We start from the raw sequence: 23,341 nt of genomic DNA on the forward strand, positions 1-23,341 counted from the left end.
GGCTACTCGCACGCGATGCCATCGTTGTCGCGGTCGAGGTGCGGCGCATAGCCCGGCTCGCCCCGGCGTATGCGGGAGTATCCGGCGGCGCGGGCTTCCGTGCAGTTGCGGAAGAAGACGTTGGCCTTGGGCTTCGGCGCGTTGACGGGCGCTGCATTCGCAGTCGCGCCGTCTTTGCCAACCTTGATCGTGCCTTGGGCCATGACCGGGCTTGTGAGCGCCGCCATGACAGCGGCGAGGGTGATCAGTCGTCTCATGGTCTCGTTGTTACTCCTTCTGAGGAAGTCACCGGGATGGCGCTTCGGACTGCGCACTGCGATGCGCAGGGCGAAACGTCACCTCCAGAACGGACGGATTGCCATTCGGCCAAGCCACGCGGCCAACACCAGCCAGTGAAACTCGGCGGCAGCGACGACAGCCGACCAAATCCGGGCTGACGTTGTGGCTGCGGGCTCGTCGATACGGAGCCACAATGAGCGCTGGTGCGAACGAAATAATTGTCGCCTGTTTGCGCTTGATCCTTCTGGATCATCCGGACCGCTCGTCTCAGATGTAAGAAAAGACCCGGCCTAAATCCTTCGGATTTTTTGCCAATCTTTTGTTTTTCTGAGCCAAAGGGCGGCTTTAGGAAGGGTAGAAAATTCTACCCCGCTGCCAATACGCGCAGCCGGACTATGGCGCGGTGAACGAGATCGTGCCCGCCGACCAGCCTGCTGGCCCCTCCCCACGAGATCGCCGACGGCATCGCCGCGCTGCTGCCGCTTGATCGATGAGGGGACCGGGTACGGGCTCGCTCTCGAGGACATTAGCGCCGCCGAGCTAGCGTGCAGCATGGCCGTGCCAAGCTGAAGCGCAGCGGTCCCGGATTGCGCTACGCTCCATCCGGGCTACGGACTTTGGCTGTGTTGACGACTTCCTCCACGCGTCGTCCCCGCTTTCGCCGGGACTACGCTGTGGAGATAACCGCGGCAAATTCTTCAGCTTCGTAGCCCGGATGGAGCGAAGCGAAATCCGGGGCCGCTCTCACTGCGGATAAAGTGGCTCCGGATTGCGCTTCGCTCCATCCGGGCTACGGCATCTTCGCCGGGGCGACTACCGCGCCAAATTCTTCAGCAGCAGCTCCAGCGCCGCCGTTGCGAACGCCTGCATGTTTGCCGCGCGATCGTTGCTGCCGGTCTCCAGCGTGATCACCTCGTGCTGCGGGCCGGCCACCGCCATGCAGCTATGGCCGGCGGCGTCGCCGTAGCGGTTGCCGGTCGGTCCGGCCGCGCCGGTTTCCGACAAACCCCAATCGGTGGAAAGCCGTCCGCGGATCTGGCGCGCCAAAAGTTGCGCGTAGGGTTCGGACGCCGAGCGGATGCCTTTCATTGCGTCATCCGGAATATCCATCAGCGCGCGCCGCGCATCGCGGGTGTAGATCACGCCGCCGCCGAGGAAATAGGCCGATGCGCCGGGCACCGCGAGCAGTGATGCCGAGATCAGGCCGCCGGTCGAGGATTCCGCGACGGAGATGGTCTGCTTGTTCGCGATCAGCTTCGCGGCAACCTGTTCGGCGATGGAGGTGAGCGCGTTCATCGGCGGCCTTTCTTGTTATTTGCCATGAAAAATCCTTGGGGCGTTCTGCTGTCCTAGCACAGCAGACCGACGCCTGCCGAGTTGCGAGCCGGGGGCGGGCCTGCTTGTATGTGACCCAACAACGAAGCGACGCGCCGGCCGATCCGGCGTGAAAGCGCGTCGCAGAGGAAACACCATGGCGTCGCCGATCGCGGGCGGCGTGGATTGCGACCTGCATCCCGCCGTGCCTCATCTCACCAGCCTGCTGCCGTACATGAACGACTACTGGCGCGACCAGGTGACGACGCGCGGCATGACCGACCTGATCTCGCAATCCTATCCGGTCAATTCGCCGATCTCCTCGCGGCCGGACTGGCGGCCGGCGCAGGGCAAGCCGGGTTCCGGCATCGCCGATCTGCAGCGGCAGGCGCTCGATCCGTTCGGCACGGCGTACGGCATCTGCAATCCGCTCTACGGCGTGCAGATGGTGTTCTCCGAGGACATGGCGAATGCCTTCTGCCGTGCGCTGAATGACTGGCTGGCGAAGGAATGGCTCGACAAGGACGCGCGCCTGCGCGGCTCGATCGTGATCCCGGTGCAGAGCATCGAGAAGGCGGTCGCCGAGATCGAGCGCTGCGCCGCGGACCAGCGCTTCGTGCAGGTGCTGATGCTGGTGATGGGCGACATGCCGCTCGGCAAGCGGCACTACTGGCCGATCTATGCCGCGGCGGAGCGTCTCGGCCTGCCCATCGGCATCCATGCCGGCAGCGCCTATCACAACCCGCCGACCTCGGTCGGCTGGGGTTCCTATCACATCGAGGACTATGTCGCGCAGGCGCAGGCGTTCCAGACCCAGCTCACCAGCCTGATCGTCGAAGGCGTGTTCGCGCGCCATCCGAACCTGAAGATGGTGATGCTGGAGAGTGGCTTCACCTGGCTGCCGCCGTTCCTGTGGCGGCTGCACAAGTTCTGGCGCGGCGTGCGCATGGAAACGCCCTGGGTCGACCGCGCGCCGCTGGAGATTGTGCGCAGCAACATCCGTTTTTCGCTGCAGCCGGTCGACGCGCCGCCGGAGGGCGATACGCTGAACCGGCTGTTCGACCATATGCAGTCGGACGAATTGATCCTATTCTCGACCGACTACCCGCATTGGCAGTTCGACGGTGACGAGGTGCTGCCGAAGGGGTTATCCGCGGATCTGGTGCGCAAGATCATGATCGACAATCCGCATGCGACTTACCCGCGCCTGAAGGCATGAAGGCGAACAGTGGCGTCCGGTCTTCGGACCTGATCATGCCCGGAACAACAGAGGAGACGACGCCATGAACGTCCAGCTTCGCGAACCTCCGCAAGCCGCTCCGTCCACCAGCATCAAGACCGCGATCGCCGATTGCGACATCCATCCGGCGCGCGCCACCAAGGACGAGCTGTATCCGTATCTGGCGAAGCGCTGGCACAGCCATCTCGAAACCTTCGGCGTCCATGCCTACCAGGGCATGATGGAAGGCCCGCCCTATCCGAAGGCGCAGCCCAATGCCTCGCGCCGCGATGCCTACCCGCCGGAAGGCGGGCCGCAGGGCTCCTCGCTGTCCTTCATGCAGAAGCAGCATCTCGATCCCAACAATGTCGCGCTCGGCGTGCTCAATCCGCTCAACACCGGGCAGGGCATCCGCAACCAGGATCTCGCCGCGGCCATCTGCGCGGCGATCAACGACTGGCAGATCGAGAAATGGACCAGCAAGGATTCGCGGCTGAAGGGCTCCGTCGTCGTCGCCAATGAGGACGGCGTCTCGGCCGCCGCCGAAATCCGCAAGCGCGCGGGCGACAAGAATTTCGTCCAGGTGCTGCTGCTCAGCCGCAATGTCGAACCGCTCGGCCAGCGCCGTTACTGGCCGATCTATGAGGCCGCGCAGGATGCCGGGCTGCCGATCGGCGTGCACGCCTTCGGGTTCGGCGGCAACCCGATCACGGCATCGGGCTGGCCCAGCTATTACATCGAGGAGATGGTCGGCCATTCGCAGTGCCAGCAGACCGCGCTCGCAAGCCTCGTGCTCGAAGGCGTGTTCGAGCGCTTCCCCAAGCTGAAGATGGTGATGGTCGAGGCCGGCTTCGGCTGGGCGCCGTCGCTGGCCTGGCGGCTCGACAAGGTGTTTTCGAAGTTGCACGCCGAGGTGCCGCACCTGAAGCGCACGCCGTCGGAGTACATCCGCGACCACATCTGGTGGACCACGCAGCCGATGGAGGATCCGGAGAGCCGCGACCACCTGTTCCAGCTCATCGAATGGATCGGCTGGGACAAGTTGTTGTTCGCGACCGACTATCCGCATTGGGATTACGACGAGCCGTCGCGCGTGCTGCCGGCCGGCGTCAGCGACGCCAACCGCCAGGCGTTCTATCTCGACAACGCGAAGCAGCTTTACGGTATCTCCTAGATGGCGCGTCACGTCATTGCCCCGGTGGATGAACTGCCGCCGGGCTCGCGAAAATTCCTGGAGATCGACGGGCGGCCGATCGCCGTCTTCAACGTCAAGGGCGAGTTCTTCGGCTTGCTGAACCGCTGCCCGCATCAGGGCGCGGCGCTGTGCGAGGGTCCGCTGATCGGCCTTGCGTCATCCTCCGATCCCGGCGAGATCGAATATACGAAGCTCGGCGAGATCATCCGCTGTCCCTGGCACGGCTGGGAGTTCGACATCCGCACCGGCCAGTCCTATTGCGACCCCCGCCGCTTCCGCGTCCGCGCCTATCCGGTCAATGTCGAACCGGGCACCAATCTGGTGAAGGGCCCGTATGTCGCGGAGACGCTGAAGGTGGCGGTGGAGAGCGATTACGTGGTGGTGGACCTGTAGCCGCCACCGTCATTCCGTCTCGCCAGGCAACGGCTGCCGTAGGATGGGTGGAGCGAAGCGATACCCATCATCTCACCGCGCGGCACGAAGGCGATGGGTATCGCTTCGCTCCACCCATCCTACATCTGCATAATTTCGGAATAATGAAAAAATACCACTGAGTTGCCCGACGCGTCAAGTCGCTTTTCAGCGTTCCGGCGGCCGCCGGCTACTTTGCATGGGGTTGTTTTTCGGTATTTTGGGATGCGTACCTTTCCTACATCATCTGCCGTTCCCGCGCGTAGCGCACCAGCGCCACGAAGCGGTAGATGCCGTGCACGAACTTGCCGTAGGGCATCGTGATGAACAGCGCGAACACCACGCCGAGATGCAGCGCCAGCAGCGGTCCCATCGCGGCGGTCTCGCGCCACAGCAGCAGCGCTAGCCCGGTGACGCTGGTCAGGAACAGCATCACGATGAACGCCGTGTCCATGCCCATGCGCTGCTCGTCGACCAGCGCGCGGTCGCGCTTCCCCTTCTCGATCAGCAGGCCGATCGGGCCGATCACGAGGCCGATGCCGCCGAGCGTTCCCAGCACGACCGGCAGGTCCCACCACGCATAGGGCGCCTCGCGCGCCAAGAGGTAGTGGTACAGCGTGCCGACGCAGGTCGCGGCGAAGCACAGCGCGAAGCCGTAGAAGGTGAGATGGTGATACAGCTTGCGGCGGTCGGTTGGGCGATCGTCCTCGTTGAAGCAGCCGACGCCGCCGCCGTCGAGATAGCGCAGCTCGCCGGCGTCGCGGATCGCCTGCAGCAACGATCTTGCATTCGTCGTCATGCCGACGGGCTCGCCAATGTCGCGCCAGAACGCGCGCACGCCCATCACCAGCGCGAGGATGGCGTAGAGCAGGGCTAAGCCGAACAGCAGCGCCATCGCATTGTGCGGCATCAGTTTGTAGAACGCACCCGGCCCGGTGTGGATGCCATAGAGCACGCCGCGATCATTGACCGCAGCAAAGCCGAAGATGAAGGCGGCGACGCTGAGCGCCGCGATCAGGCTGATGACGAGGCCGTTGCGCGCGAATGCGCCGGCGAAGGCCCGCGGCCAGGCATAGGCGGCGTAGGATTCGGCGCGCGCTACCGCCAGCGTCTTCGGCACATTGACGTTGAACTCGTGCGGCGGCGAGAACTGGCAGTCGGTGTAGCAGGCGCCGCAGGAATGACAGAGATTGGCGAGATAGTTGAGGTCGCCGTCGGAGAACGCGCGACGCATCTCCATCGCGGGAAACACCGCGCACAGGCCCTCGCAATAGCGGCAGGAATTGCACACCGTCATCAGACGGTCGGCTTCCTCGAGGATTCTAGTTTCGTGCATTCCTTGCCGCCTCTCGTCCTGCCACGCGGCCGAACACGCTGCCGATCGTCATGCCCATGCCGGCGGCGTAGCCCTTGCCGAGCACGTTGCCGGCCATGATCTCGCCGGCCGCGAACATGTTGGCGGCGGGCTTGCCGTCCTTCATCAGCATCCGCGCCTGCTTGTTCACGCGGGTGCCGAGATAGGTGAAGGTGATGCCCGGCCGTACCGGGTAGGCGAGATAGGGCGCCGTCTCGATCTTGCGCGCCCAATGCGTCTTCGGCGGCGTGATGCCCTCCGTCCGGCAGTCGTCGAGGATGGTGTGGTCGAAGGTGCCGGGCTGCACCGCGGCGTTGAACTCGGTGATGGTCTTTTCCAGCGCCGCCGCATCGAGCTCGAGCTTGCCGGCGAGCTCGGCAATCGTCGCGCCCGCGATCGGCGGGAACAGCGTCGGCATGAAGCTGGTGACGACGGTGGAGTCGAAGATGATGTAGGCGATCTGGTCCGGCTGCGCCGCGACCAGGCGGCCCCAGATCGCGTAGCGCTTCGGCCAGATGTCCTCGCCCTCGTCGTAGAAGCGCTCGGCATGCTTGTTGACGACGATGCCGAACACCACCGAGTCATGCCGGGTGATGATGCCGCCGTCGAACTTCGGCGCGCGCGCATCGATCGCCACCGCATGGCACTGCGTCGGATCGCCGATCTCCTGCACGCCCTTGGCCAGCAGCATCTTCAGGATCGCGCCGCGGTTAAACGGCGTGCCGCGGATCAGGAAATTGTCGGCCGCCTCGCCCCAATACTGCTTCAGCCATTCGATGTTGGCCTCGAAGCCGCCGGCGGCCGCGACCAGCGTCGAGGCGCGCACCTCGGTCTTGCCGCCGACCGGTTGCTTGAGCTGCGCCGAGAGGAACATGCCGTCCTCGATGTTGAGGTCGATCACCTCGGCATCGTAGAGGATGTCGACGCCGAGCTCTTCGGCCGTGCGATACAGCGCGTTCAGCATCGCGCGGCCGCCGCCGAGGAAGAACGAGTTGGTGCGGCCGAGGCTGAGCGTGCCGCCGAGCGACGGCTGCCAGCGCACACCCTGCTCGACGATCCAGTTCAGGATGTCCTTGGACTCGTGGATCATGAAGCGCGCCAGTTCCTCGTCGGTCTGGCCGCCGGTCACCAGCAGCAGATCCTTCCAGAACTCCTCCTCGGTGTAGGGGCCGGTGAGGATCTCGGTCGCCGCATCATGGGCGCAGCGCATGTTGCGCGTGTGGCGGGTGTTGCCGCCGCGGTAGAACTTCGGCGCGCCCTCAAGCACCAGCACCGAGGCGCCGGCGCGCCGCGCGGAGATCGCAGCACAGAGCGCGGCATTGCCGCCTCCGATCACCAGCACGTCGAACCTGCGCGTCAGATCAACCATGCGCTCTTGTTATCGTTGTTGGCATGGAAAGCAACAGGGGCAGGCGAATGAGCATGATCCGGAAAAGTGTGTAGCGGTTTTCCGAAAGATCATGCTCAAATCGAGAGTCTGCCCCGATTGCATGCGCAAGATCAGGCCGCAACCGCCTCGCGCTGCTCGATGGTCTGGCCGCCGCGATAGACGATCAGTGCGGCGACGATGCCGAGTGCGGCGCCGAACATCAGCCAGTAGCAGGGCGAGGCCTTGTCGCCGGTTTGCTGGATCAGCCAGGTCGAGGCGAACGGCGTGAAGGTGCCGAACAGTCCGGCCGCGAGCGCAAACGCCAGCGAGAAGCTGGTGGTGCGGACATGTGCCGGCACGATCTCGACCAGGCAGCCCAGCATGGTGCCGCTGTAGACGCCGAAATAGAACGAGAACATCATCTCGACCGCCAGCATCTTGCCGAACGAGGGATCGGTGACCAGCCAGTGCAGCGCCGGATAGGCGGTCACGAAGGACAGGCCCGCGATCGTCAGCAGCACCGGCTTGCGGCCGAGCCGGTCGGAGACCGCGCCGCCGACCGGATTCCAGATGAAGTTGGTGACCGCGACCAGCAGCGTCACCAGCAGCGCATCCTGCGTCGACAGCTTCAGCACGGTCTTGCCGAAGGTCGGCGTGTACACCGTGACGAAGTAGAACGTCGTGGTGGTCAGCACCGCGATCATCATTCCCAAAACGATGATGCGCCAGTTCGCCAGCGCCGAGGCAAATGTTTCGCTCGCGGTCGGATGCTTCTTCATCGCCAGGAACGCGGGCGTCTCTTCCAGCGTGCGGCGCAGGAAGAAGATCACCGGAATGATCAGGCAGCCGACGAAGAACGGAATCCGCCAGCCCCAGGCGGCGACGGTCGCGGCCGGCATGCTCTCGCTCAGGATGAAGCCGAGGATCGAGGCGACGAAGATCGCGACCTGCTGGCTCGCCGACTGGAACGAGGTGTAGAAGCCGCGGTTGCCGGGCGTTGCGATCTCCGCGAGATAGACCGAGACGCCGCCGAGCTCGACGCCGGCCGAGAAGCCCTGCAGCAGGCGGGCGATCAGCACGATGATCGGGGCGGCGATGCCGATCGTCGCATAGGTCGGACAGACCGCGATCACCACGGTGCCGACCGCCATGATCGCGAGCGTCACGATCAGGCCCTTGCGGCGGCCGATGCGGTCGATATAGGCGCCGAGCACGATCGCGCCGACCGGGCGCATCAGGGCGCCGAGCCAGAACACGCCGAACGCGTTGAGCAGCGCCGCGGTCTCGTTCTCGGAGGGGAAGAACGCCTTGGCGATCAGCGGCGCGTAGAAGCCGAACAGGAAGAAGTCGAATTGCTCGAGGAAATTGCCGCTGGTCGCGCGCAGGATGGCGCCGAGGCGCGATTTGATTTGCGGTGTTTGCGATGAACTCGACTGCGACATAACGTCCTTATCCTCCCCGTGGCGCGAAGCCCGGCGCAAATTGTCCCGCGGGCCAAGGCGGTTACCCCGCCTTGTGCGACAATTTGGCACGGCTGACCAGCGCCACCAACCCCGAAACGGGACATGGGCCATTGGAAAAAAGGGGAGGTCCAAATCTCCCGCGCGGTGTGCAGCGGGGTCAGGCCGGCGCGTGCGCCGAGGCGTTGAGCCAGGTCCGGAACGCGGCGAGCTTGCGCGAATCCGCCCATCCCTGCGGCGAAACCAGGTAGAAGCCGGCGTCGGCGGGCAGCGCGATCTTGAAGGGAACCACGAGGCGGCCCTTCGTGATGTCGTCCCGCACATAGGAGGTGCGGCCCATCGCGACGCCGATGCCGTCGATGGCGGCCTGGATGGTCACGAACAGCAGGTCGAAGGTCACGCCCGGCTGCCGGGAAATATCGGTCGGCAGGCCGGCCGCCGTTAGCCACAGCCGCCAGTCGTCGCTGTTGGCATTGCTGGTGTGCAGCAGCGTGTGGTCCCTGAGGTCCTCGGGAGCCCTAAGCGGCCTGGTCCCTTCCAGCAGCGATGGGCTGCAGACCGGAAACAGCTCGTCCGCCATCAGCCAGTCGGCGCGCAGCCCCGCCCATTGGCCGCGGCCGTAGCGGATGGCGGCGTCGACCTTGTCGCGCTGGAAGTCGACCAGGCTGGTCGAGGTGGTGATGCGGACATCGATGCCGGGATGCGCCTCCTGGAAGGCGGACAGCCGCGGCAGCAACCATTTGGCGGCGAGTGAGGCCAGCGTCGACACCGTCAGCACGTGATCATCGTCGCGGCGCAGCAGGCGGTCGGTTGCCAGCCGCAAATCGTTGAAGGCGGCACGCACGCCGGGAAGGTATTCGGCGGCTTCCGGGGTCAGGCTCAGCGAGCGGTTCTGGCGGACGAACAGGCGGACGCCGAGTTCCTCCTCGAGCCGGCGGATCTGATGGCTGATCGCGGTCTGCGTCACGTTCAGCTCGGACGCTGCCAACGTAAAACTCATGTGCCGTGCGGCGGCCTCGAAGGCCCGTAATCCGTTCAGCGACGGCAGCCGGCTGGTCATCTCCGGATGGCTCCCAATTCATGACGTTAATTCATGCGAAACGGTACAAAGTGTCGTTTGTAGAAGGCTCCGGCCGGGCAGATATTACAGCCAACAGGTTACCGATAGGAGCCGTAAATGTCCATTTTCACCCATGAATCGATGACAAATCATCATGCCCCAATTCATCACGCCTCAGGTTTGCTGAACCAGGTCGGCGAAACACTGCACGTCTGGTGGGAGCGCTACGAGCGCCGCCGCGAGCTGTCGCAGTGGACGGATCGCGACCTGCACGACATTGGCGTGTCCCGGAGCGACGTGGCTTTCGAAACCGAAAAGCCGTTCTGGCGGGCCTGATCAGGACGCCATCCCCGGCGCCGCCTCCCTAGAGGGGCGCCGGGTCATCTTTCACCCCCGAGGAGCGTGTCATGACTGCGCTGCATCTCGACGATCTCAAGCAATATTCCGACCTGCTGCGCGCAAAGGACGGCAGCGAGATCAAGGTGCGGTTCGTCGAGCCGCGCGACCGCGAGGAGCTGCAGAACTACATCCGCTCGCTCTCCTCGGGGTCCCGCTACAACCGCTTCCTGGGTGCACTGAGTGAGCTGCCGAAGACGGAGCTCGAGCGCTTCATCCATGTCGGCGAGGCTGACCGGTTCACGGTGGTCGCGACGATCATGGTCGACGGCTTCGAGACCATCGTCGGCGAAGCCCGCTATGCCTTCCATGCCGAGACGTCGAGCGTCGAGTTTGGCCTGTCGATCTCCGACCGGTGGCAGGGTTATGGCATCGGCAAGGCGCTGTTGAAGAATCTCGAATGCCGCGCGGCGTCCTTCGGAGCCGCGCGCATCTTCGGCGACACGCTGCGCTCCAACACAACGATGATCGGCCTCGCCCGCAAGTCCGATTACTCATTCACGAACAGCCCCGGCGACTGGAAGCTGGTGCGTTTCGAGAAACAGATCCACGTCGAACCGCAAGACATTCCCTGTGCCAGCTGGCGGCTTGCCGCCATCTCGCGCACTGCCGCGATGTCCTCGCTTGCGGTTTGACAAACTCGGCCCGGTTCTGGCCTCCCCAGAACCGGGCTTTTTTCTTTTTGATCGAACTCCCGTAGCCCGGATGAAGCGAAGCGCAATCCGGGACCAGTCTCTCCGCAGAAGCAGTTTCCCGGATTACGCTGCGCTCCATCCGGGCTACGGGCTCACGCTGCTAGTCAGCAAAATCCGTCGACGTCGCCACCGTCCGCCATTCCGCCAGCTCCCTCGCGACGAACGCATTCTTCGCCTCGATGCGCTCCACCGTGTCGCTGCCGAGTGGCAGGCGCAGCGGCGGCTCCTTCGCATTGACGAGCTGCAGCAGCGCGCCGGCGAGCTTGCGCGGGTCGCCGCGCTGGCCGTGGTTGACGTCGTCGGCGACCGCGCGGGTCTTGCCGACGCTCGCATGATAATCCTCGATCTGCTGCGCGGTGCGTGACAGCGAGCTCTCGTCGAGGAAGTCGGTGCGGAAGAAGCCGGGCTCCACCACCGTCACCCTGATGCCGAGCGGGGCGACTTCGCCCGCCAGAGCCTCGCTGATGCCTTCCACCGCGAACTTGGTCGCGCCATAGACACCCCAACCGGGATAGCCGGTGTAGCCGCCGACCGAGGAGATGTTGATGATGTGACCGGCGCGCTGCCGGCGCATATGCGGCAGCACCGCGCGGGTGACGCCAAGCAGGCCGAACACATTGGTTGAGAACAGCCGCTGGGTCTCTTCGGCGCTTGCCTCCTCGATCGCGCCGAGCAGGCCATAGCCGGCATTGTTGATCAGGATGTCGATGCGGCCGAACTTCTTCACCGCTTCGCCGGCCGCGGCATGGGCCTCGGCCTCGCTGGTGACGTCGAGCCGGGTCGCCAGCAGCCGCTCGTGCGCGCCGAGCCGGGCGGTGACGGTCCTGGGATCGCGCGCGGTGGCAACCACCGCATCGCCCGCCTTGAGCGCGGCCTCGGCGATCAGGGCGCCAAAGCCTCGGGAAGCTCCTGTGATGAACCAGACACGCATGATCTTGCCCTTTCCTCAAATGGCCAGCGCGATGCCGGCCTGATGGGCACAGGGATAGCGGCTCCCCATAGATGAGATAATCCGCTATATTTTCTCAAAGCTACTGAGTAGAATTCATCAATGCGGATCGACCCGTCCGACCTCGCCACTTTCCTCGCGATCGCCCGCCACCAGAGTTTTCGCGCGGCGGCGACCGAGCTTGGCGTTTCCGCATCGGCGCTGTCGCATGCGCTGCGCAATATCGAGGAACGGCTCGATCTGCGCCTCGTCAACCGCACCACCCGCAGCGTGGCGCTGACCGAGGCCGGCGCGCGGTTGTTCGCGCGGATCAGTCCAGCCTTCCGCGACATCGACGATGCGCTGGAGGACCTCAACAATTTCCGCGGCCGCCCGGCGGGCAGGCTGCGCTTCACCGCGGCGCGCCAGTCCGCGCAACTGGTGCTGCTGCCGATCGTCACGCGCTTCCTGAAGGCGTTCCCCGATGTCAGCGTCGAGGTGATGATCAACGACGCGCTGATCGACATGGTCGCCGCGGGCTTCGACGCCGGCGTGCGCTTCGGCGAGACCATCGCCGCCGACATGATCGCAGTCCCGATCGGCCCGCGGCATCGCTTCGCCGTGGTCGGCTCGCCCGCTGTCTTCAAGGCGCACAAGCCGCCGGCCACGCCGCATGATCTGAAAGGGTTGCCCTGCATCCGCTATCGATTTTCGAGCGGCGCGATGTACCGCTGGGAGTTCGAGCGCGGCGGGATCGAGGTCGATATCGATGTCGAGGGCCCGCTGACGCTGAACGACCAGGACCTGATGGTGGACGCCGCGCTGGATGGGGCGGGGCTGGCCTACGTGTTCGAAGCGCAGGTCGAGGAACTGATCGCCAGGCGAAAGCTGGTGCGCGTGCTCGCCGACTGGTGCCCGGCCTATCCGGGCTTCTTCATGTACTACCCCAGCCGTCGCCAACTGCCGGCTGCGCTGCGCGCCTTCGTTGATTTTTCGCGGGGCGGACACCCGTAGCCCGGATGAGCGAAGCGAAATCCGGGGCAGTCTTCCCGCGGAGGGCCTGTCCCGGATTTCGCTTCGCTCCATCCGGGCTACAAGTCCGCTTCGCCTCGCCCCGCTCGCGGGGAGAGGCCGGATCGCATGCAATGCGATCCGGGTGACGGGGGAGTCTCCGCAGGCACCCCTCTCGCCGGCTACGCGGAGACTCCCCCTCATCCCGACCTTCTCCCCGCTCGCGGGGAGAAGGAGCATCAGCTCCCGCGAAACACCGGCTTGCGCTTATCGATGAACGCCTGCACCGCCTCCTTGTGATCCGCGGTCGTCGTCAGCCGGACCAGCCGCTCGGCCTCGTGGTCGCGTGCGGTGGCGAAGTCGAACTGCAGGGCCTCGTCGAGATTGTCCTTCATGTAGCGCAGCGCCAGGGTCGGGCCCTCGGCGATCGACTTCGCGAGCGCGAACGCTTCGTCCTGCAGCACCTCGTCGGGCACCACGCGGTTGACGAGGCCGATCTGCTCGCATCTGGCAGCGTCGACCTTTTCTGAGGTGAACATCAGTTCGCGGGCGCGCGAGGTGCCGACCAGACGCGTCAGGAGCCAGGCGATGCCGTAATCGCCGCTCAGCGCCACGCGCAGATAGCCGGTCGAGACGAAGGCGGATTGCGCGGCGATCCTGATATCGCAGGCCATCGCGATCGCGAGCCCCGCGCCGACCGCGGGGCCGGGGAGGGCGGCGATGGTCGGCTTGCGCACCGAGGCCAGCGCGCCGGTGAGCAGGCGCTGCCGCTCCTGCAAATCGGCGACCTTGTCCTCGTAGGACATCTCGAGCTTCTTCGGATCGCGATGGGCGCCCATGCCCTTGACGTTGCCGCCAGCGCAGAACGCCTTGCCGGCGCCGGTGAGCAGCAGCACGCCGACCTCGGGGTTTTCTCCGCAGGTCCGGATCATGGTGCGCAGCGCCGGCGTCAGCGTATCCGACAGCGAGTTGCGGGCGTCGGGGCGATTCAGCGTGATGGTCGCGACGCGTTCGCGGATCACGCAGAGCAGTTCGTCGGTGCCGGTCTCGATCTTGATTTCGCTGGTCATGTCGCTCCCCGTGAATGGTTTGTTTCGTAGGGTGGGCAAAGACGCGAAGCGTCGTGCCCACCATCCCTAGCGTGCTCGTGAAGGTAGGCACGCTTGCGCTTTGCCCACCCTACGGATTTACATGTTGTCCGTCATCTCAAAACTTCTCCACCCAGGGCCGCAATTCGAGCTCCCAGCTCCAGGCGCTGCGCGGCTGCTGCAGCACGTTCCAGTAGCTCAGCGCAATCGCGTCGGGATCGAGCATCGAATCCGGCCGGTCGGCGGGCTCGGTGCGCGCGGCGCTGCGGATGCCGCCGTCGATGACGAAATGCGCGACATGGATACCTAGAGGCGACAGTTCGCGCGCCATGCTCTGCGCCAGTCCGCGCAGCGCGAACTTGCCCATCGCGAACGGCGCCGATTGCGCATAGCCCTTGACGCTGGCGGAGGCGCCGGTGAACAGGATTGCGCCCTTCTTGTTCGGCAACATGCGCTTCGCCGCCTCCTGTGCGACGAGGAAGCCGCCGAACGCCGAGATCGCGATCGCCTTCTCGACCTCCGACGGCACCAACTCGACGAAGGGTCCGCGCGAGCGGCCGCTCGCATTGTAGACGACGATGTCGGGTGTTCCGATCTCGCGCTCGACGAGGCCGAACAGCCGCTCGACGTCTTCGGCCTTGGTGGCGTCGCAAGCATAGGCGCGCGCGCCGGTTTCGGTGCAGAGCGCGCCGAGCTTCTCGATGCTGCGCGCGGCCAGCGCGACGCGAATTCCCTCTCGCGAAAATAGCCGGGCCAGTGAGGCGCTCAGCCCTTCACCGGCCCCGACGATCAGGGCGATCTTGTACTTTGGTATGTCCATTGGGCTTTCCTTTGCTCGGCCGGAGGAGGATAGTCTTGCCTGAAGAGATGAGGAACGCAGCCGGGAATTCAATGCAGCAGCTCAAGCAGGATTTTTCTTCTTCGGCCGGCCAGCCGGGATTGTTGGCCCCCGACACGACGGGAATGAACTTCTATCGGGCCGATCCGGCGCTGACCGATCTGTTGAAACTGCATTTGCCCGAGGCTTTGTTCCGTCACATCGAGCCGCATCTCGACCGGCTCGGCGGCCTCGCCGGCGGCTATCTCGACGAATGCGCACGGCTCGCCGATCGTCACACGCCAGTGCTGCATGCGCGCGACAAGTTCGGCCGCGACGTGCAGCATATCGAATACCACCCGGCCTATCGCGAGATCGAGAAGGCTGCGTTCGGCGAATTCGGCATTCACGCGCTGTCGCTGCGCAAGGGCATCATGGGCTGGCCCGAAAAATATCCTGTCGTGGCCAAGCACGCCTTCACCTTCCTGTTCAACCAGACCGAATTCGGCATGGGCTGTCCGATCAACGTCACCGACGGCTGCGCAAAGCTGCTGGCGAATTTCGGCAGCGAGGTGCTGAAGGCAAAATATCTCGACGGCTTGACCCAGACCGACATGAGCAAGCTGACGCAGGGCGGCCAGTTCATGACCGAGAAGGAGGGCGGCTCCGACGTCGGCACGCTGACGACGCGCGCGGTGCAGGAGGGCGATCATTGGCGGCTCTACGGCGAGAAATGGTTCTGCTCGAACGCCGACGCCAAGGTGGTGATGCTGCTGGCGCGCCCGGAGGGCGCGGGGCCCGGCACGCGCGGCGTCGGTCTGTTCCTGATGCCGCGTTTCCTCGATGATGGTTCGCAGAACCACTACCGGATCGTGCGGCTGAAGGACAAGCTCGGCACCCGCTCGATGGCCTCGGGCGAGATCAAGTTCGACGGCGCGATCGCCTACGCCGTCGGCAAGCTCGACCGCGGCTTCGTTCAGATGGCCGAGATGGTGAATTCGTCGCGGCTGTCGAACGGCGTGAAGTCGACCGCGCTGATGCGCCGCGCCTGGCACGATGCGATCACGGTGGCGCGGAATCGCATGGTGTTCGGTCAGCGCATCATCGATCTGCCGTTGGCGCGGCGCCAGCTGATGAAGATCATGCTGCCGACCGAGCAGGCGCTGTCGATGAGCTTCCTGACCGCTGATGCGCTCGACCGTGCCGAGGCCGGCAGCCAGGACGCCGCGGCGCTACTCCGTATTCTCACCCCGACGCTGAAATTCCGCGCCACCCGCGATGCCAGAAAAGTCTGCGGCGACGCAATGGAGATGCGCGGCGGCATCGGCTACATCGAGGAATTCGTCACGCCGCGCCTGCTGCGCGACGCGCATCTCGGCTCGATCTGGGAAGGCACCGGCAACATCGTCGCGATCGACGCGCTGAAGCGCGCTGTCGGCCGCCACGGCGCCGACAGCGCGCTCGCCGCCGACCTGCATGCGCGGCTCGATGACAGCCCGAACGTGCCGCAGGCCTGGCGCAACCGCCTCGCCGATCTCAGCGACCGCGCAATCGCCTTCGCGCGTGAGGTTGCGAGCCGCGTCGACAATGAGGGCGATGCGCGCCGCGCCACCAGCCTGCTCTATCATGTCGCAAGCGCGGTGGCGCTGGCGTGGGAGGGCGATCGCATCCATGCGATGCGCGGCGATGCGCGCAGGCTGCTGCTGTCACGGATGGTGATCGACCACCGCGTGACGCCGGGTGATCCGTTCCGGCTAACGGAAAATACCATTCAGCGCGCGATGACCGAGCGCCTGCTCGGCGATCGCGCCGTCGGCATGGCCGAGGTTGGCGAATTGCTTGTCGCAGCGTAGGCTGCGGCACGAACGCACTTTTCAAACAATCAAAAACGTCAAGGGAGACCCCGATGAAGGCCGCCGTCCTGCATGAAGTCAACAAGCCGCTGGTGATCGAGGATGTCAGCCTGCCCAACCCGGGGCCGCGCGAGGTCCTGATCCGCACCGCGGTTGCGGGCCTCTGCCATTCCGATTTGCACTTCATGGAAGGGCTGTATCCGCATCCGCTGCCCGCCGTGCTCGGCCATGAATCGGCCGGCGTGGTGGAGAAGGTCGGCTCCGACGTCAACTATGTGAAGCCGGGCGATCACGTCGTCACCTGTCTCTCGGTGTTCTGCGGCACCTGCGACAATTGCACCACCGGCCGCACCGTGCTGTGCACCGACACCACGGTGAAGATGCTGCCGGGCGCCTCCAACCGCATGTCCTGGAACAGGTCGGAGAAGTTGCACCAGTTCCTCAACCTGTCGTCGTTCGCCGAGCAGATGCTGGTGCACGAGAACGCCATCGTGAAGATCAAGCGCGAGATGCCGCTCGATCTCGCCGCGTTGATCGGCTGCGGCGTCATCACCGGCTATGGTGCGGTGGTGAATACCGCGAAGGTGACCGCCGGCGAGACCGTCGCGGTGATCGGCTGCGGCGGCGTCGGCATGGCCGCGATCAACGGCGCGCAGATCGCCGGCGCCGGCCGCATCATCGCGATCGATACCAACCCGGCCAAGCTGCAGCTCGCCACCAAGCTCGGGGCCACCGACATCGTCGATCCGGCCCGCGGCGACGTCGTGCAGCAGGTGCGCGAGCTCACCGGCGGCGGCGTGCAGCACTCCTTCGAGGTGCTCGGCCGCAAGGACACCGCCGAGCAGGCCTTCGGCATGCTGGCGCCCGGCGGCACCGCCACCATCGTCGGCATGATCCCGTTCGGCCAGAAGATCGAGCTGCATGGCTTCGACTTCCTGCGCGAGCGCAGGATTCAGGGCTCGTCGATGGGCTCCAACCACTTCCGCGTCGACATGCCGCGCCTGGTCGACTTCTACATGCGCGGCAAGCTGCACCTGGAAGACTGGATCTCGGCCAAGCTGAAGCTGTCCGAGATCAACGAAGGCTTCGCCAACATGAAGGCGGGCAAGACGCTGCGCAGCGTCATCATGTTCGACAGCTGAGCGATCTCTTCACCTCTCCCCGCGCGTTGCGGGGAGAGGTCGGATCGCATCGCAAGATGCGATCCGGGTGAGGGGCCGGGCACGATCGTGCTGCGTTGGAGGCTCTTTCCGCGGGGAGAGGTGAAGAACCTATCGCGCGACGTGCGCGCACACCGCGAGCCATTTACCGTCCTGCCTCGCCCAGCAATCGGTGTAGCGGCCATAGGCCTGCTCGCCCTCGGCGTTGAGATAGCTGGTGCGGGCGTGGATGATGGCGAAATCGCCGAGGATGCGGATCCTGACGTCCTCGGCCTTCAGTTCCTTGATCTTCACGGGGATCGCGGTCTGCTTCAGGAATGCGGCGCGGTCGACCAGGCTCTTGTCGGGATTACTGCAATAGAAATCCTGCGCGAGGATTTCGTCGAAGCGCTTGACGTCGCTGTTCTGCACGGAGTCGACGTAGTCCTTGTTGAGCTTCGTCAGCTCCTCGAGGTCGTTGCTCATTGGTTTCCTCCCGTCTCACCCATCGTCATTGCGAGGCGCTCGCGACAAAATTGCAAAGCAATTTTGCGCTGAAGCGACGAAGCAATCCATGCTTCCGCGCTCGCGGATATATGGATTGCTTCGCTTCGCTCGCAATGACGGTTGGGGCTCCACTCAATCATCAAACATCGTCGGCGGCACGAAGCCGCCGAACTCGCGCTCGATCAGCTCGGCGAGCTTGAGCGGCGTGCGGTCTTCCAGCCAGGGGCCGACGATCTGCACACCGACCGGCAATCCGTCGGGGGCAAAGCCGGTCGGAATTGCCGTTGCGGGAAGGCCGGGCAGGGTGGCGATGCCGGGCCAGGCCAGCTGGTCGGTGTAGACCCGCGGTTCGCCGTCGATCAGGATCCGGCGCTGTTCCTGGTCGGGCGCATGATCGTGCGGATAGGCCGGCGTCGGCATGATTGGGCAAATCACGGCGTCGAACGCGTTGAACAGCTCGCGCCATTGTGCGCGCAGCCGGGTGCGCGCGACCGACGCGTGCACCCAGTCACGGTGGCTGAGCGCGATGCCGCGCAGCCGCTCGGCCTGCAGGCTGTTGTCGCCGGCCGGCAGCGCGGCCGCCGCGGCACAGGCGCCGGCATAGACTTCAGGCGGAAAATTCGCGGCGAGGAACGACAGCAGCATCCGCATATAGAGCCGCGACGATGCCGCGAAGTCCGGCAGCAGCGGGCTGGAGCGCGAGATCTTCGCACCGGCCTTGTCGAGGTTGCTGGCAAGCTTGTCGATGGTGCCGCGGATCGCCTTGTCGGCCGGCATCACGGGATCGCTGTCGATGACGAGGATGCGGAAATCCTTCAGGCTGGTGTGCCGTGCCGCCGGCAGCTCGAGACGATAGGCCTTGCCGGCCTCCTGCGGATCGGGACCGGCCATCACGTCGAGCAACAGCGACAGGTCCGCCGCGCCGCGCGCCATCGGGCCGATCACGGCGAGGTCGCGCTCATAGCTCAGCGGCGCGGCCGGCGGCGCGGTGTGGCCGCGCGAAGCGAGCAGGTTGAAGGTCGGCTTGTGTGCATAGATGCCGCAGTGGAACGCCGGCACGCGCAGCGAGCCGCCGATGTCGGAGCCGAGCGACAGCGCGCCATAGCCGGCGGCGAGCGCCGCCGACGAGCCGCCGGACGAGCCGCCCGGCGTACGGCCGAGATCGTAGGGGTTGTTGGTGATGCCGTAGATCTCGTTGTAGCTCTGCCAGTCGGCGAGCCCGACCGGCACGTTGGTCTTGCCGAGGATCACGCCGCCCGCGTCCTTCACGCGCGTGATCGGCAGCGCGTCCTCGGGCGGCACAAAATCCTTCTGCGGCAGGAAACCCCAGGTCGTCGGCAGGCCCGCGACGTTGTAGGATTCCTTCACCGTCATGGGGATGCCGAGCAGTGGCTTGTGCTCGCCGCGCGCGATCGCGGCGTCGGCGGCGCGGGCGGCGGCGAGGCCGCGCTCGAAGTCGCGAACGCAGACCGCGTTGACCTTGCCGTCGTGCCGCTCGATGCGGCCGATCGTATCCTCGGCAAGCTCGACCGCCGAGACTTGCTTGTTGCGCAGCGCCGCCGATAATTCGACGGCGGTCTTGAAACTCCATTGCGATTTGGCCACGGCGTGCTCCCGGTCTGTTGTTGGCATCGATGATGCGCAGTTTGCCCACGGCCCGCAAGCGGCGCGCGATTGGCGCGGCGTGTGGGCCGTCTTCGCGCTTGTAGCGACACCCAGGCCGCCGCGTTTGACCGGAATTGCTTTGCGAAATCAGAAGCGGCGCGCGTTCACCTCGCCCCGCCTGCGGGGAGAGGTCGGACCGCATGGAGCGAAACGGAATGCGGTCCGGGTGAGGGGGACTCTCCACACGCGTGCTCGCGGAGAGGGCCCTCACCCCGACCCCCTAAGAGCGAGCTTCGCTCGTCTCGACCCCGTAAGAACGGGGAGAGGGGATCGCCGAGCATCAAGCCGCGCCGATCAATATCCCCACCGCGAGCACGATCGCGCCGCCGAGCACAATTTGGAACACCGCTTGCAGGAACGGCGTGTCCATGTAGCGCGCGCGGATGAAGGCGATCGCCCACAGTTCGAAGAACACCACGATGCCGGCGATCGCGGTTGCGATCCAGAATGCGTTCGGCCACGCGTCCGGCACGAGATAAGGGATGGTGTGGCCGAGGCCGCCGAGCGTCGTCATCAACCCGCAGGTCAGGCCGCGCAGCAAGGGCGAGCCGCGGCCGGTCAGCGAGCCGTCGTCGGACAGCGCCTCGGCAAAGCCCATGCTGATGCCGGCGCCGATCGAGGCGGCGAGCCCGACCAGGAACGTCTGCCAGTTCTGATGCGTGGCGAAGGCGGCGGCGAACAGCGGCGCCAGCGTCGAGACCGAACCGTCCATCAATCCGGCGAGACCCGGCTGCACATATTGCAGCACGAACATCCGCCGCCGCGTGCGGTCTTCCTCCGCGCGCACGTCGGGCTGCAGGATCTCGTCGGTGAGCTGCACCGCGAGGTTCTCGTGGTGCTTCTCCTCCTCGGCGAGATCGCCGAGCAGCCGGCGCACGCCGACATCCTCGGCCTTCTCGGCGGCCTTGGCGTAGAAGCGCTCGGCCTCCAGCTCCATGGTCTCGACTTCCTTGCGGATGGTGTCGAGCGGCAGGTTCTTCGTCAGCCAGACCGGGCGTCGGCGCAGAAAGCCCTTCACGTCCTCGCGCCGGATCGGCGGCAGGTTCTGGCCGAAGCGCTGCTCGTAGAGTTCGAGCAGCCGGTGGCGATGGCCGCGTTCCTCGTCGGCCATCTCCTCGAAGATCTTTGCGGTATCGGGATAGCGTTCGGCGAGGTCCTCGGCGAACGTCATGTAGATGCGGCTGTCCTCCTCCTCGGAGGCGATCGCGACCGCCAGCACCTCGCGCTCGGTCAGATCGGCGAAATTCTTCACGGCGGCGCCTGCTTCCTTAGTTTAGAATAATTCTAAACTATATAGGACGGGCACCGAACGGGTCAATTCGCCTTGGCCTCACGCAGGAATTTGAGCAGAAGGCGGCTGACTTCGGCCGGCTGCTCCTGCTGCACCCAATGGCCGGCGCCATCGACCAGGTGGCAGCCGATCATCTTCGTGCAGGCCCTGTTCTGCATTGCCTCGTATACGCCGGGCCGCTGATAGGTGCCCCAATCCTGCTTGCCGGAGATGAAGGCGGAGGGCTGGTCGATGGTGCGGCCGCTCCAGGTCTGCAATTCCGGTGTGAAGGCCCCCGACGTGCCGCAGCGATACCATTGCAACCCGCCCTGGAATCCGGTGCGGCCGTACTCGGCGCTGTAATAGGACAACTCGTGGTCCGGCAGCCATTGGTTGGCCGCGATCGCTTCGCGCGAGGGCATCTCCTCGGCGACGGTCGCCGCCATGTCCTTCGCCAGATCCATGACGTAGTAGGTCGGCAGCTTCGCCAGCTCGCCCGCCGACCATGATTGCAGCGGATAGGGCTTGTTGTCTTTCCAGTCCGCACTCTTGTGATGGTAGTAGGCGCGCAGGAAATCGTGCACGCCCTGCGGCGCGCGATGCATGTCGGCATTGGCCGGACGTGTCGAATAGTACCATTGATAATGCTTGCGCGGCCGCGGCAGCGCCGCCAGCTCGCGGTGCACGGGGTCCTCGGTCGCAGGCTTCGCCGGGCCATTCGCGATGTTGAATGGCAGCGACGGCGGCCCCGCGAACGGCGCGCTCATCATCGCGACCGCACGGAACACATCGGGGCGGATCAGCGCGCACCACGCCGCGACCGACGAGCCGGCATCATGGCCGATCACCGCATCGACATGCCGGTAGCCGAACGCCGCTACCAGCCCGAGCGCATCGCGCACCATGTTCGGCAGCCGAAACGGCGTGAGATCGCCGTCATAGTCGGCGCTCCAACCGGTGGTGCGGCCATAGCCGCGCTGGTCCGGCGCGATCACGTGATAGCCGGCGGCGGCCAGCTCAGGCATCACCTTACGCCAGGAAAATGCCAGCTCCGGAAATCCGTGCAGCAGCAACAGGCAGGGCCGGCCCGGCGTCTCGAAACCGGCCTCGAGCACGTGCATGCGTAGGCCGTTGATCCCGTCGACATAGCGCGAGCGGATGGTGGAGGGGAGCGGAACGTCGGGAAGCGTTTGCATTGGACAAATCACCTGGTTCAACGTCACCGCTGACGCAGTGCGTTCGATTTTGTGCCGACGGTGACCGGATGAACCGATACGGGTCCTGTCGCGACGGACTAGCCGGAGAACGTTCAAGATCGAACGATAGCAAAATCTGTTCACGGGATGCATGCCGCATGCGCCGCACAGGGACCACGAATTTGCCCGGCTGGATATCCCGCCTCGCGGTCATGATCGCGGCGGCAGTGCTGCTGCTCGCGCCGGCCGTCCACGCGACCGACATGAGGCAGCTCACCGGCAAGCTGCCGCGCGCCTTTATCGGCGAATTCCAGTGGGAGGGCGACAAGACGGTGCAGAACGTCGTGATCACCTTCGACAAGGTCCGTGCGCTGAACGGTCGGAATGCGGAAGCGCTCGGTTGCGGCTCGTATGAGGCCGGCCACCGGGTGACCAGGATCAAGGTGCAGATGTTCGTCCGGCTGTCCGATCTCACGGTCGAGATCCTCGAGCTGTCGCCGGAGGGCAACAGCACCTTCGAGACCGGTGGCAGCCATCGCGGCACGCTGTCGAACGATCTGCAGCGCATCGATGCGGAATGGACCACGACGACCTCCGGCCAGCGCGGACGACTGCATCTGCGCGCGGCGTCATCGGCCGCGTGCGAGCCGGCCGCCTCGCTGTAGCCGCGTTTGCCAGCGAGAGATGAGAAACACCGGAACCGATCGCGGCCGGTCCGGATTAGAGTTCACCACGGTGATCGAGAAGGATATCCCCGCATGCGCGCCCGAGCATTGATCCTGAGCGTCCTGTTGTGCACGTCCGGCCTTTCGGTTGCGGCCGACATGGCCTCGGCGGCGGAACTGGCGGTGCCGCGCGCGCATCGCGCGGCGGCAGCACCTGCCTACAGGACCGGCTACGTGCTCTGGGACGACGTCTATCCGCCGGCGCTCTACGGCCCCTATCTTCGCTCGGTCGACGAAGTTGCCGCGCTGAAGGCCCAGCGCCGGCCGGCGTCCTCGCTCTGGGCGTGGGGCTGGTATCAGTAGTTTCGCAACACGCAGTAATCCGTAGGATGGGCAAAGCCAACGGGTCGCGCGTACGCGCGCCCCGTTGGCTTTGCCCACCCTACAAGA

Annotated in this window: 23 protein-coding genes; 10 read left to right on the forward strand and 13 right to left on the reverse strand. The window is 65.4% G+C overall.

The window, feature by feature from the left end:
* Window positions 1–2 precede the first annotated feature (2 nt).
* On the reverse strand, window positions 3–257 hold the full coding sequence (locus JQ633_RS25325) for an excalibur calcium-binding domain-containing protein (RefSeq protein ID WP_249159627.1): 255 nt from the start codon (window positions 255–257) through the stop codon (window positions 3–5).
* 835 nt (window positions 258–1,092) lie between these two features.
* Complete coding sequence (locus JQ633_RS25330; protein ID WP_211987809.1) at window positions 1,093–1,575, reverse strand: CinA family protein; 483 nt, start codon at window positions 1,573–1,575, stop codon at window positions 1,093–1,095.
* A 175-nt stretch (window positions 1,576–1,750) separates the two neighbouring features.
* Between JQ633_RS25330 and JQ633_RS25335 the strand changes: the two genes are divergently transcribed.
* The 3 genes from JQ633_RS25335 (at window position 1,751) to JQ633_RS25345 (ending at window position 4,400) form a co-directional block, all read left to right on the forward strand.
* Window positions 1,751–2,812: an amidohydrolase family protein gene (locus JQ633_RS25335; RefSeq protein ID WP_211987810.1), complete on the forward strand. Its 1,062-nt coding sequence runs from the start codon at window positions 1,751–1,753 to the stop codon at window positions 2,810–2,812.
* 64 nt (window positions 2,813–2,876) lie between these two features.
* Window positions 2,877–3,986, forward strand: a complete 1,110-nt coding sequence (locus JQ633_RS25340) for an amidohydrolase family protein (protein WP_211987811.1) — start codon at window positions 2,877–2,879, stop codon at window positions 3,984–3,986.
* Window positions 3,987–4,400: a Rieske (2Fe-2S) protein gene (locus tag JQ633_RS25345; RefSeq protein ID WP_211987812.1), complete on the forward strand. Its 414-nt coding sequence runs from the start codon at window positions 3,987–3,989 to the stop codon at window positions 4,398–4,400.
* A 256-nt stretch (window positions 4,401–4,656) separates the two neighbouring features.
* Here JQ633_RS25345 and tcuB read toward each other — a convergent pair whose 3' ends face one another.
* The 4 genes from tcuB to JQ633_RS25365 form a co-directional block, all read right to left on the reverse strand.
* Window positions 4,657–5,754, reverse strand: a complete 1,098-nt coding sequence (gene tcuB, locus JQ633_RS25350) for a tricarballylate utilization 4Fe-4S protein TcuB (RefSeq protein ID WP_211987813.1) — start codon at window positions 5,752–5,754, stop codon at window positions 4,657–4,659.
* The gene (gene tcuA, locus JQ633_RS25355; protein WP_211987814.1) at window positions 5,741–7,141 is read right to left on the reverse strand and encodes an FAD-dependent tricarballylate dehydrogenase TcuA; all 1,401 of its coding nucleotides are present in this window, start codon (window positions 7,139–7,141) and stop codon (window positions 5,741–5,743) included. The genes tcuB and tcuA overlap by 14 nt, the downstream gene beginning before the upstream one ends.
* A gap of 131 nt (window positions 7,142–7,272) precedes the next feature.
* Entirely contained in the window at window positions 7,273–8,583 is a 1,311-nt protein-coding gene (locus tag JQ633_RS25360) for an MFS transporter (protein ID WP_211987815.1), read from the reverse strand.
* Window positions 8,584–8,761: 178 nt separating this feature from the next.
* Complete coding sequence (locus JQ633_RS25365; RefSeq protein WP_211987816.1) at window positions 8,762–9,661, reverse strand: transcriptional regulator GcvA; 900 nt, start codon at window positions 9,659–9,661, stop codon at window positions 8,762–8,764.
* Window positions 9,662–9,778: 117 nt separating this feature from the next.
* On the opposite strand from JQ633_RS25365, the gene JQ633_RS25370 reads away from it, so the two are divergent.
* Together JQ633_RS25370 and JQ633_RS25375 are read left to right on the forward strand one after the other, a co-directional pair.
* Entirely contained in the window at window positions 9,779–9,997 is a 219-nt protein-coding gene (locus JQ633_RS25370; protein WP_211987817.1) for a DUF1127 domain-containing protein, read from the forward strand.
* 71 nt (window positions 9,998–10,068) lie between these two features.
* Entirely contained in the window at window positions 10,069–10,692 is a 624-nt protein-coding gene (locus JQ633_RS25375; RefSeq protein ID WP_211987818.1) for a GNAT family N-acetyltransferase, read from the forward strand.
* A gap of 160 nt (window positions 10,693–10,852) precedes the next feature.
* Here the strand turns inward: JQ633_RS25375 and JQ633_RS25380 are convergent, their stop codons facing one another.
* Entirely contained in the window at window positions 10,853–11,683 is an 831-nt protein-coding gene (locus JQ633_RS25380) for an oxidoreductase (protein ID WP_211987819.1), read from the reverse strand.
* A gap of 120 nt (window positions 11,684–11,803) precedes the next feature.
* On the opposite strand from JQ633_RS25380, the gene JQ633_RS25385 reads away from it, so the two are divergent.
* On the forward strand, window positions 11,804–12,694 hold the full coding sequence (locus JQ633_RS25385) for a LysR family transcriptional regulator (protein ID WP_211987820.1): 891 nt from the start codon (window positions 11,804–11,806) through the stop codon (window positions 12,692–12,694).
* A gap of 236 nt (window positions 12,695–12,930) precedes the next feature.
* Here JQ633_RS25385 and JQ633_RS25390 read toward each other — a convergent pair whose 3' ends face one another.
* Both JQ633_RS25390 and JQ633_RS25395 read right to left on the reverse strand, forming a co-directional pair.
* Window positions 12,931–13,761, reverse strand: coding sequence for an enoyl-CoA hydratase (locus tag JQ633_RS25390; protein WP_211987821.1), 831 nt, complete (start codon window positions 13,759–13,761; stop codon window positions 12,931–12,933).
* 136 nt (window positions 13,762–13,897) lie between these two features.
* On the reverse strand, window positions 13,898–14,599 hold the full coding sequence (locus JQ633_RS25395) for an SDR family NAD(P)-dependent oxidoreductase (RefSeq protein ID WP_211987822.1): 702 nt from the start codon (window positions 14,597–14,599) through the stop codon (window positions 13,898–13,900).
* 71 nt (window positions 14,600–14,670) lie between these two features.
* Here JQ633_RS25395 and JQ633_RS25400 point away from each other — a divergent pair, with 71 nt between their 5' ends.
* Entirely contained in the window at window positions 14,671–16,449 is a 1,779-nt protein-coding gene (locus JQ633_RS25400) for an acyl-CoA dehydrogenase family protein (protein ID WP_211987823.1), read from the forward strand.
* 53 nt (window positions 16,450–16,502) lie between these two features.
* Window positions 16,503–17,591 carry a Zn-dependent alcohol dehydrogenase gene (locus JQ633_RS25405; RefSeq protein WP_211987824.1) on the forward strand — a complete coding sequence of 363 codons (1,089 nt, stop codon included), beginning with the start codon at window positions 16,503–16,505 and terminating at the stop codon, window positions 17,589–17,591.
* A 129-nt stretch (window positions 17,592–17,720) separates the two neighbouring features.
* Here JQ633_RS25405 and JQ633_RS25410 read toward each other — a convergent pair whose 3' ends face one another.
* The 4 genes from JQ633_RS25410 to JQ633_RS25425 all read right to left on the reverse strand — a co-directional run bounded on the left by JQ633_RS25410 (window position 17,721) and on the right by JQ633_RS25425 (window position 22,226).
* Window positions 17,721–18,074: a nuclear transport factor 2 family protein gene (locus tag JQ633_RS25410; protein ID WP_211987825.1), complete on the reverse strand. Its 354-nt coding sequence runs from the start codon at window positions 18,072–18,074 to the stop codon at window positions 17,721–17,723.
* 153 nt (window positions 18,075–18,227) lie between these two features.
* Window positions 18,228–19,700, reverse strand: coding sequence for an amidase (locus tag JQ633_RS25415; RefSeq protein WP_211987826.1), 1,473 nt, complete (start codon window positions 19,698–19,700; stop codon window positions 18,228–18,230).
* Between the two features lie 340 nt (window positions 19,701–20,040).
* Window positions 20,041–21,012, reverse strand: a complete 972-nt coding sequence (gene mbfA, locus JQ633_RS25420) for an iron exporter MbfA (protein ID WP_211987827.1) — start codon at window positions 21,010–21,012, stop codon at window positions 20,041–20,043.
* A gap of 62 nt (window positions 21,013–21,074) precedes the next feature.
* Entirely contained in the window at window positions 21,075–22,226 is a 1,152-nt protein-coding gene (locus tag JQ633_RS25425; RefSeq protein WP_211987828.1) for an alpha/beta fold hydrolase, read from the reverse strand.
* 158 nt (window positions 22,227–22,384) lie between these two features.
* On the opposite strand from JQ633_RS25425, the gene JQ633_RS25430 reads away from it, so the two are divergent.
* Entirely contained in the window at window positions 22,385–22,891 is a 507-nt protein-coding gene (locus JQ633_RS25430; protein WP_211987829.1) for a hypothetical protein, read from the forward strand.
* Window positions 22,892–22,984: 93 nt separating this feature from the next.
* Window positions 22,985–23,254, forward strand: coding sequence for a hypothetical protein (locus JQ633_RS25435; protein WP_211987830.1), 270 nt, complete (start codon window positions 22,985–22,987; stop codon window positions 23,252–23,254).
* Window positions 23,255–23,341 lie beyond the last annotated feature (87 nt).

This window comes from Bradyrhizobium tropiciagri, assembly GCF_018130505.1.
Classification (GTDB): Bacteria; Pseudomonadota; Alphaproteobacteria; order Rhizobiales; family Xanthobacteraceae; genus Bradyrhizobium; species Bradyrhizobium tropiciagri_B.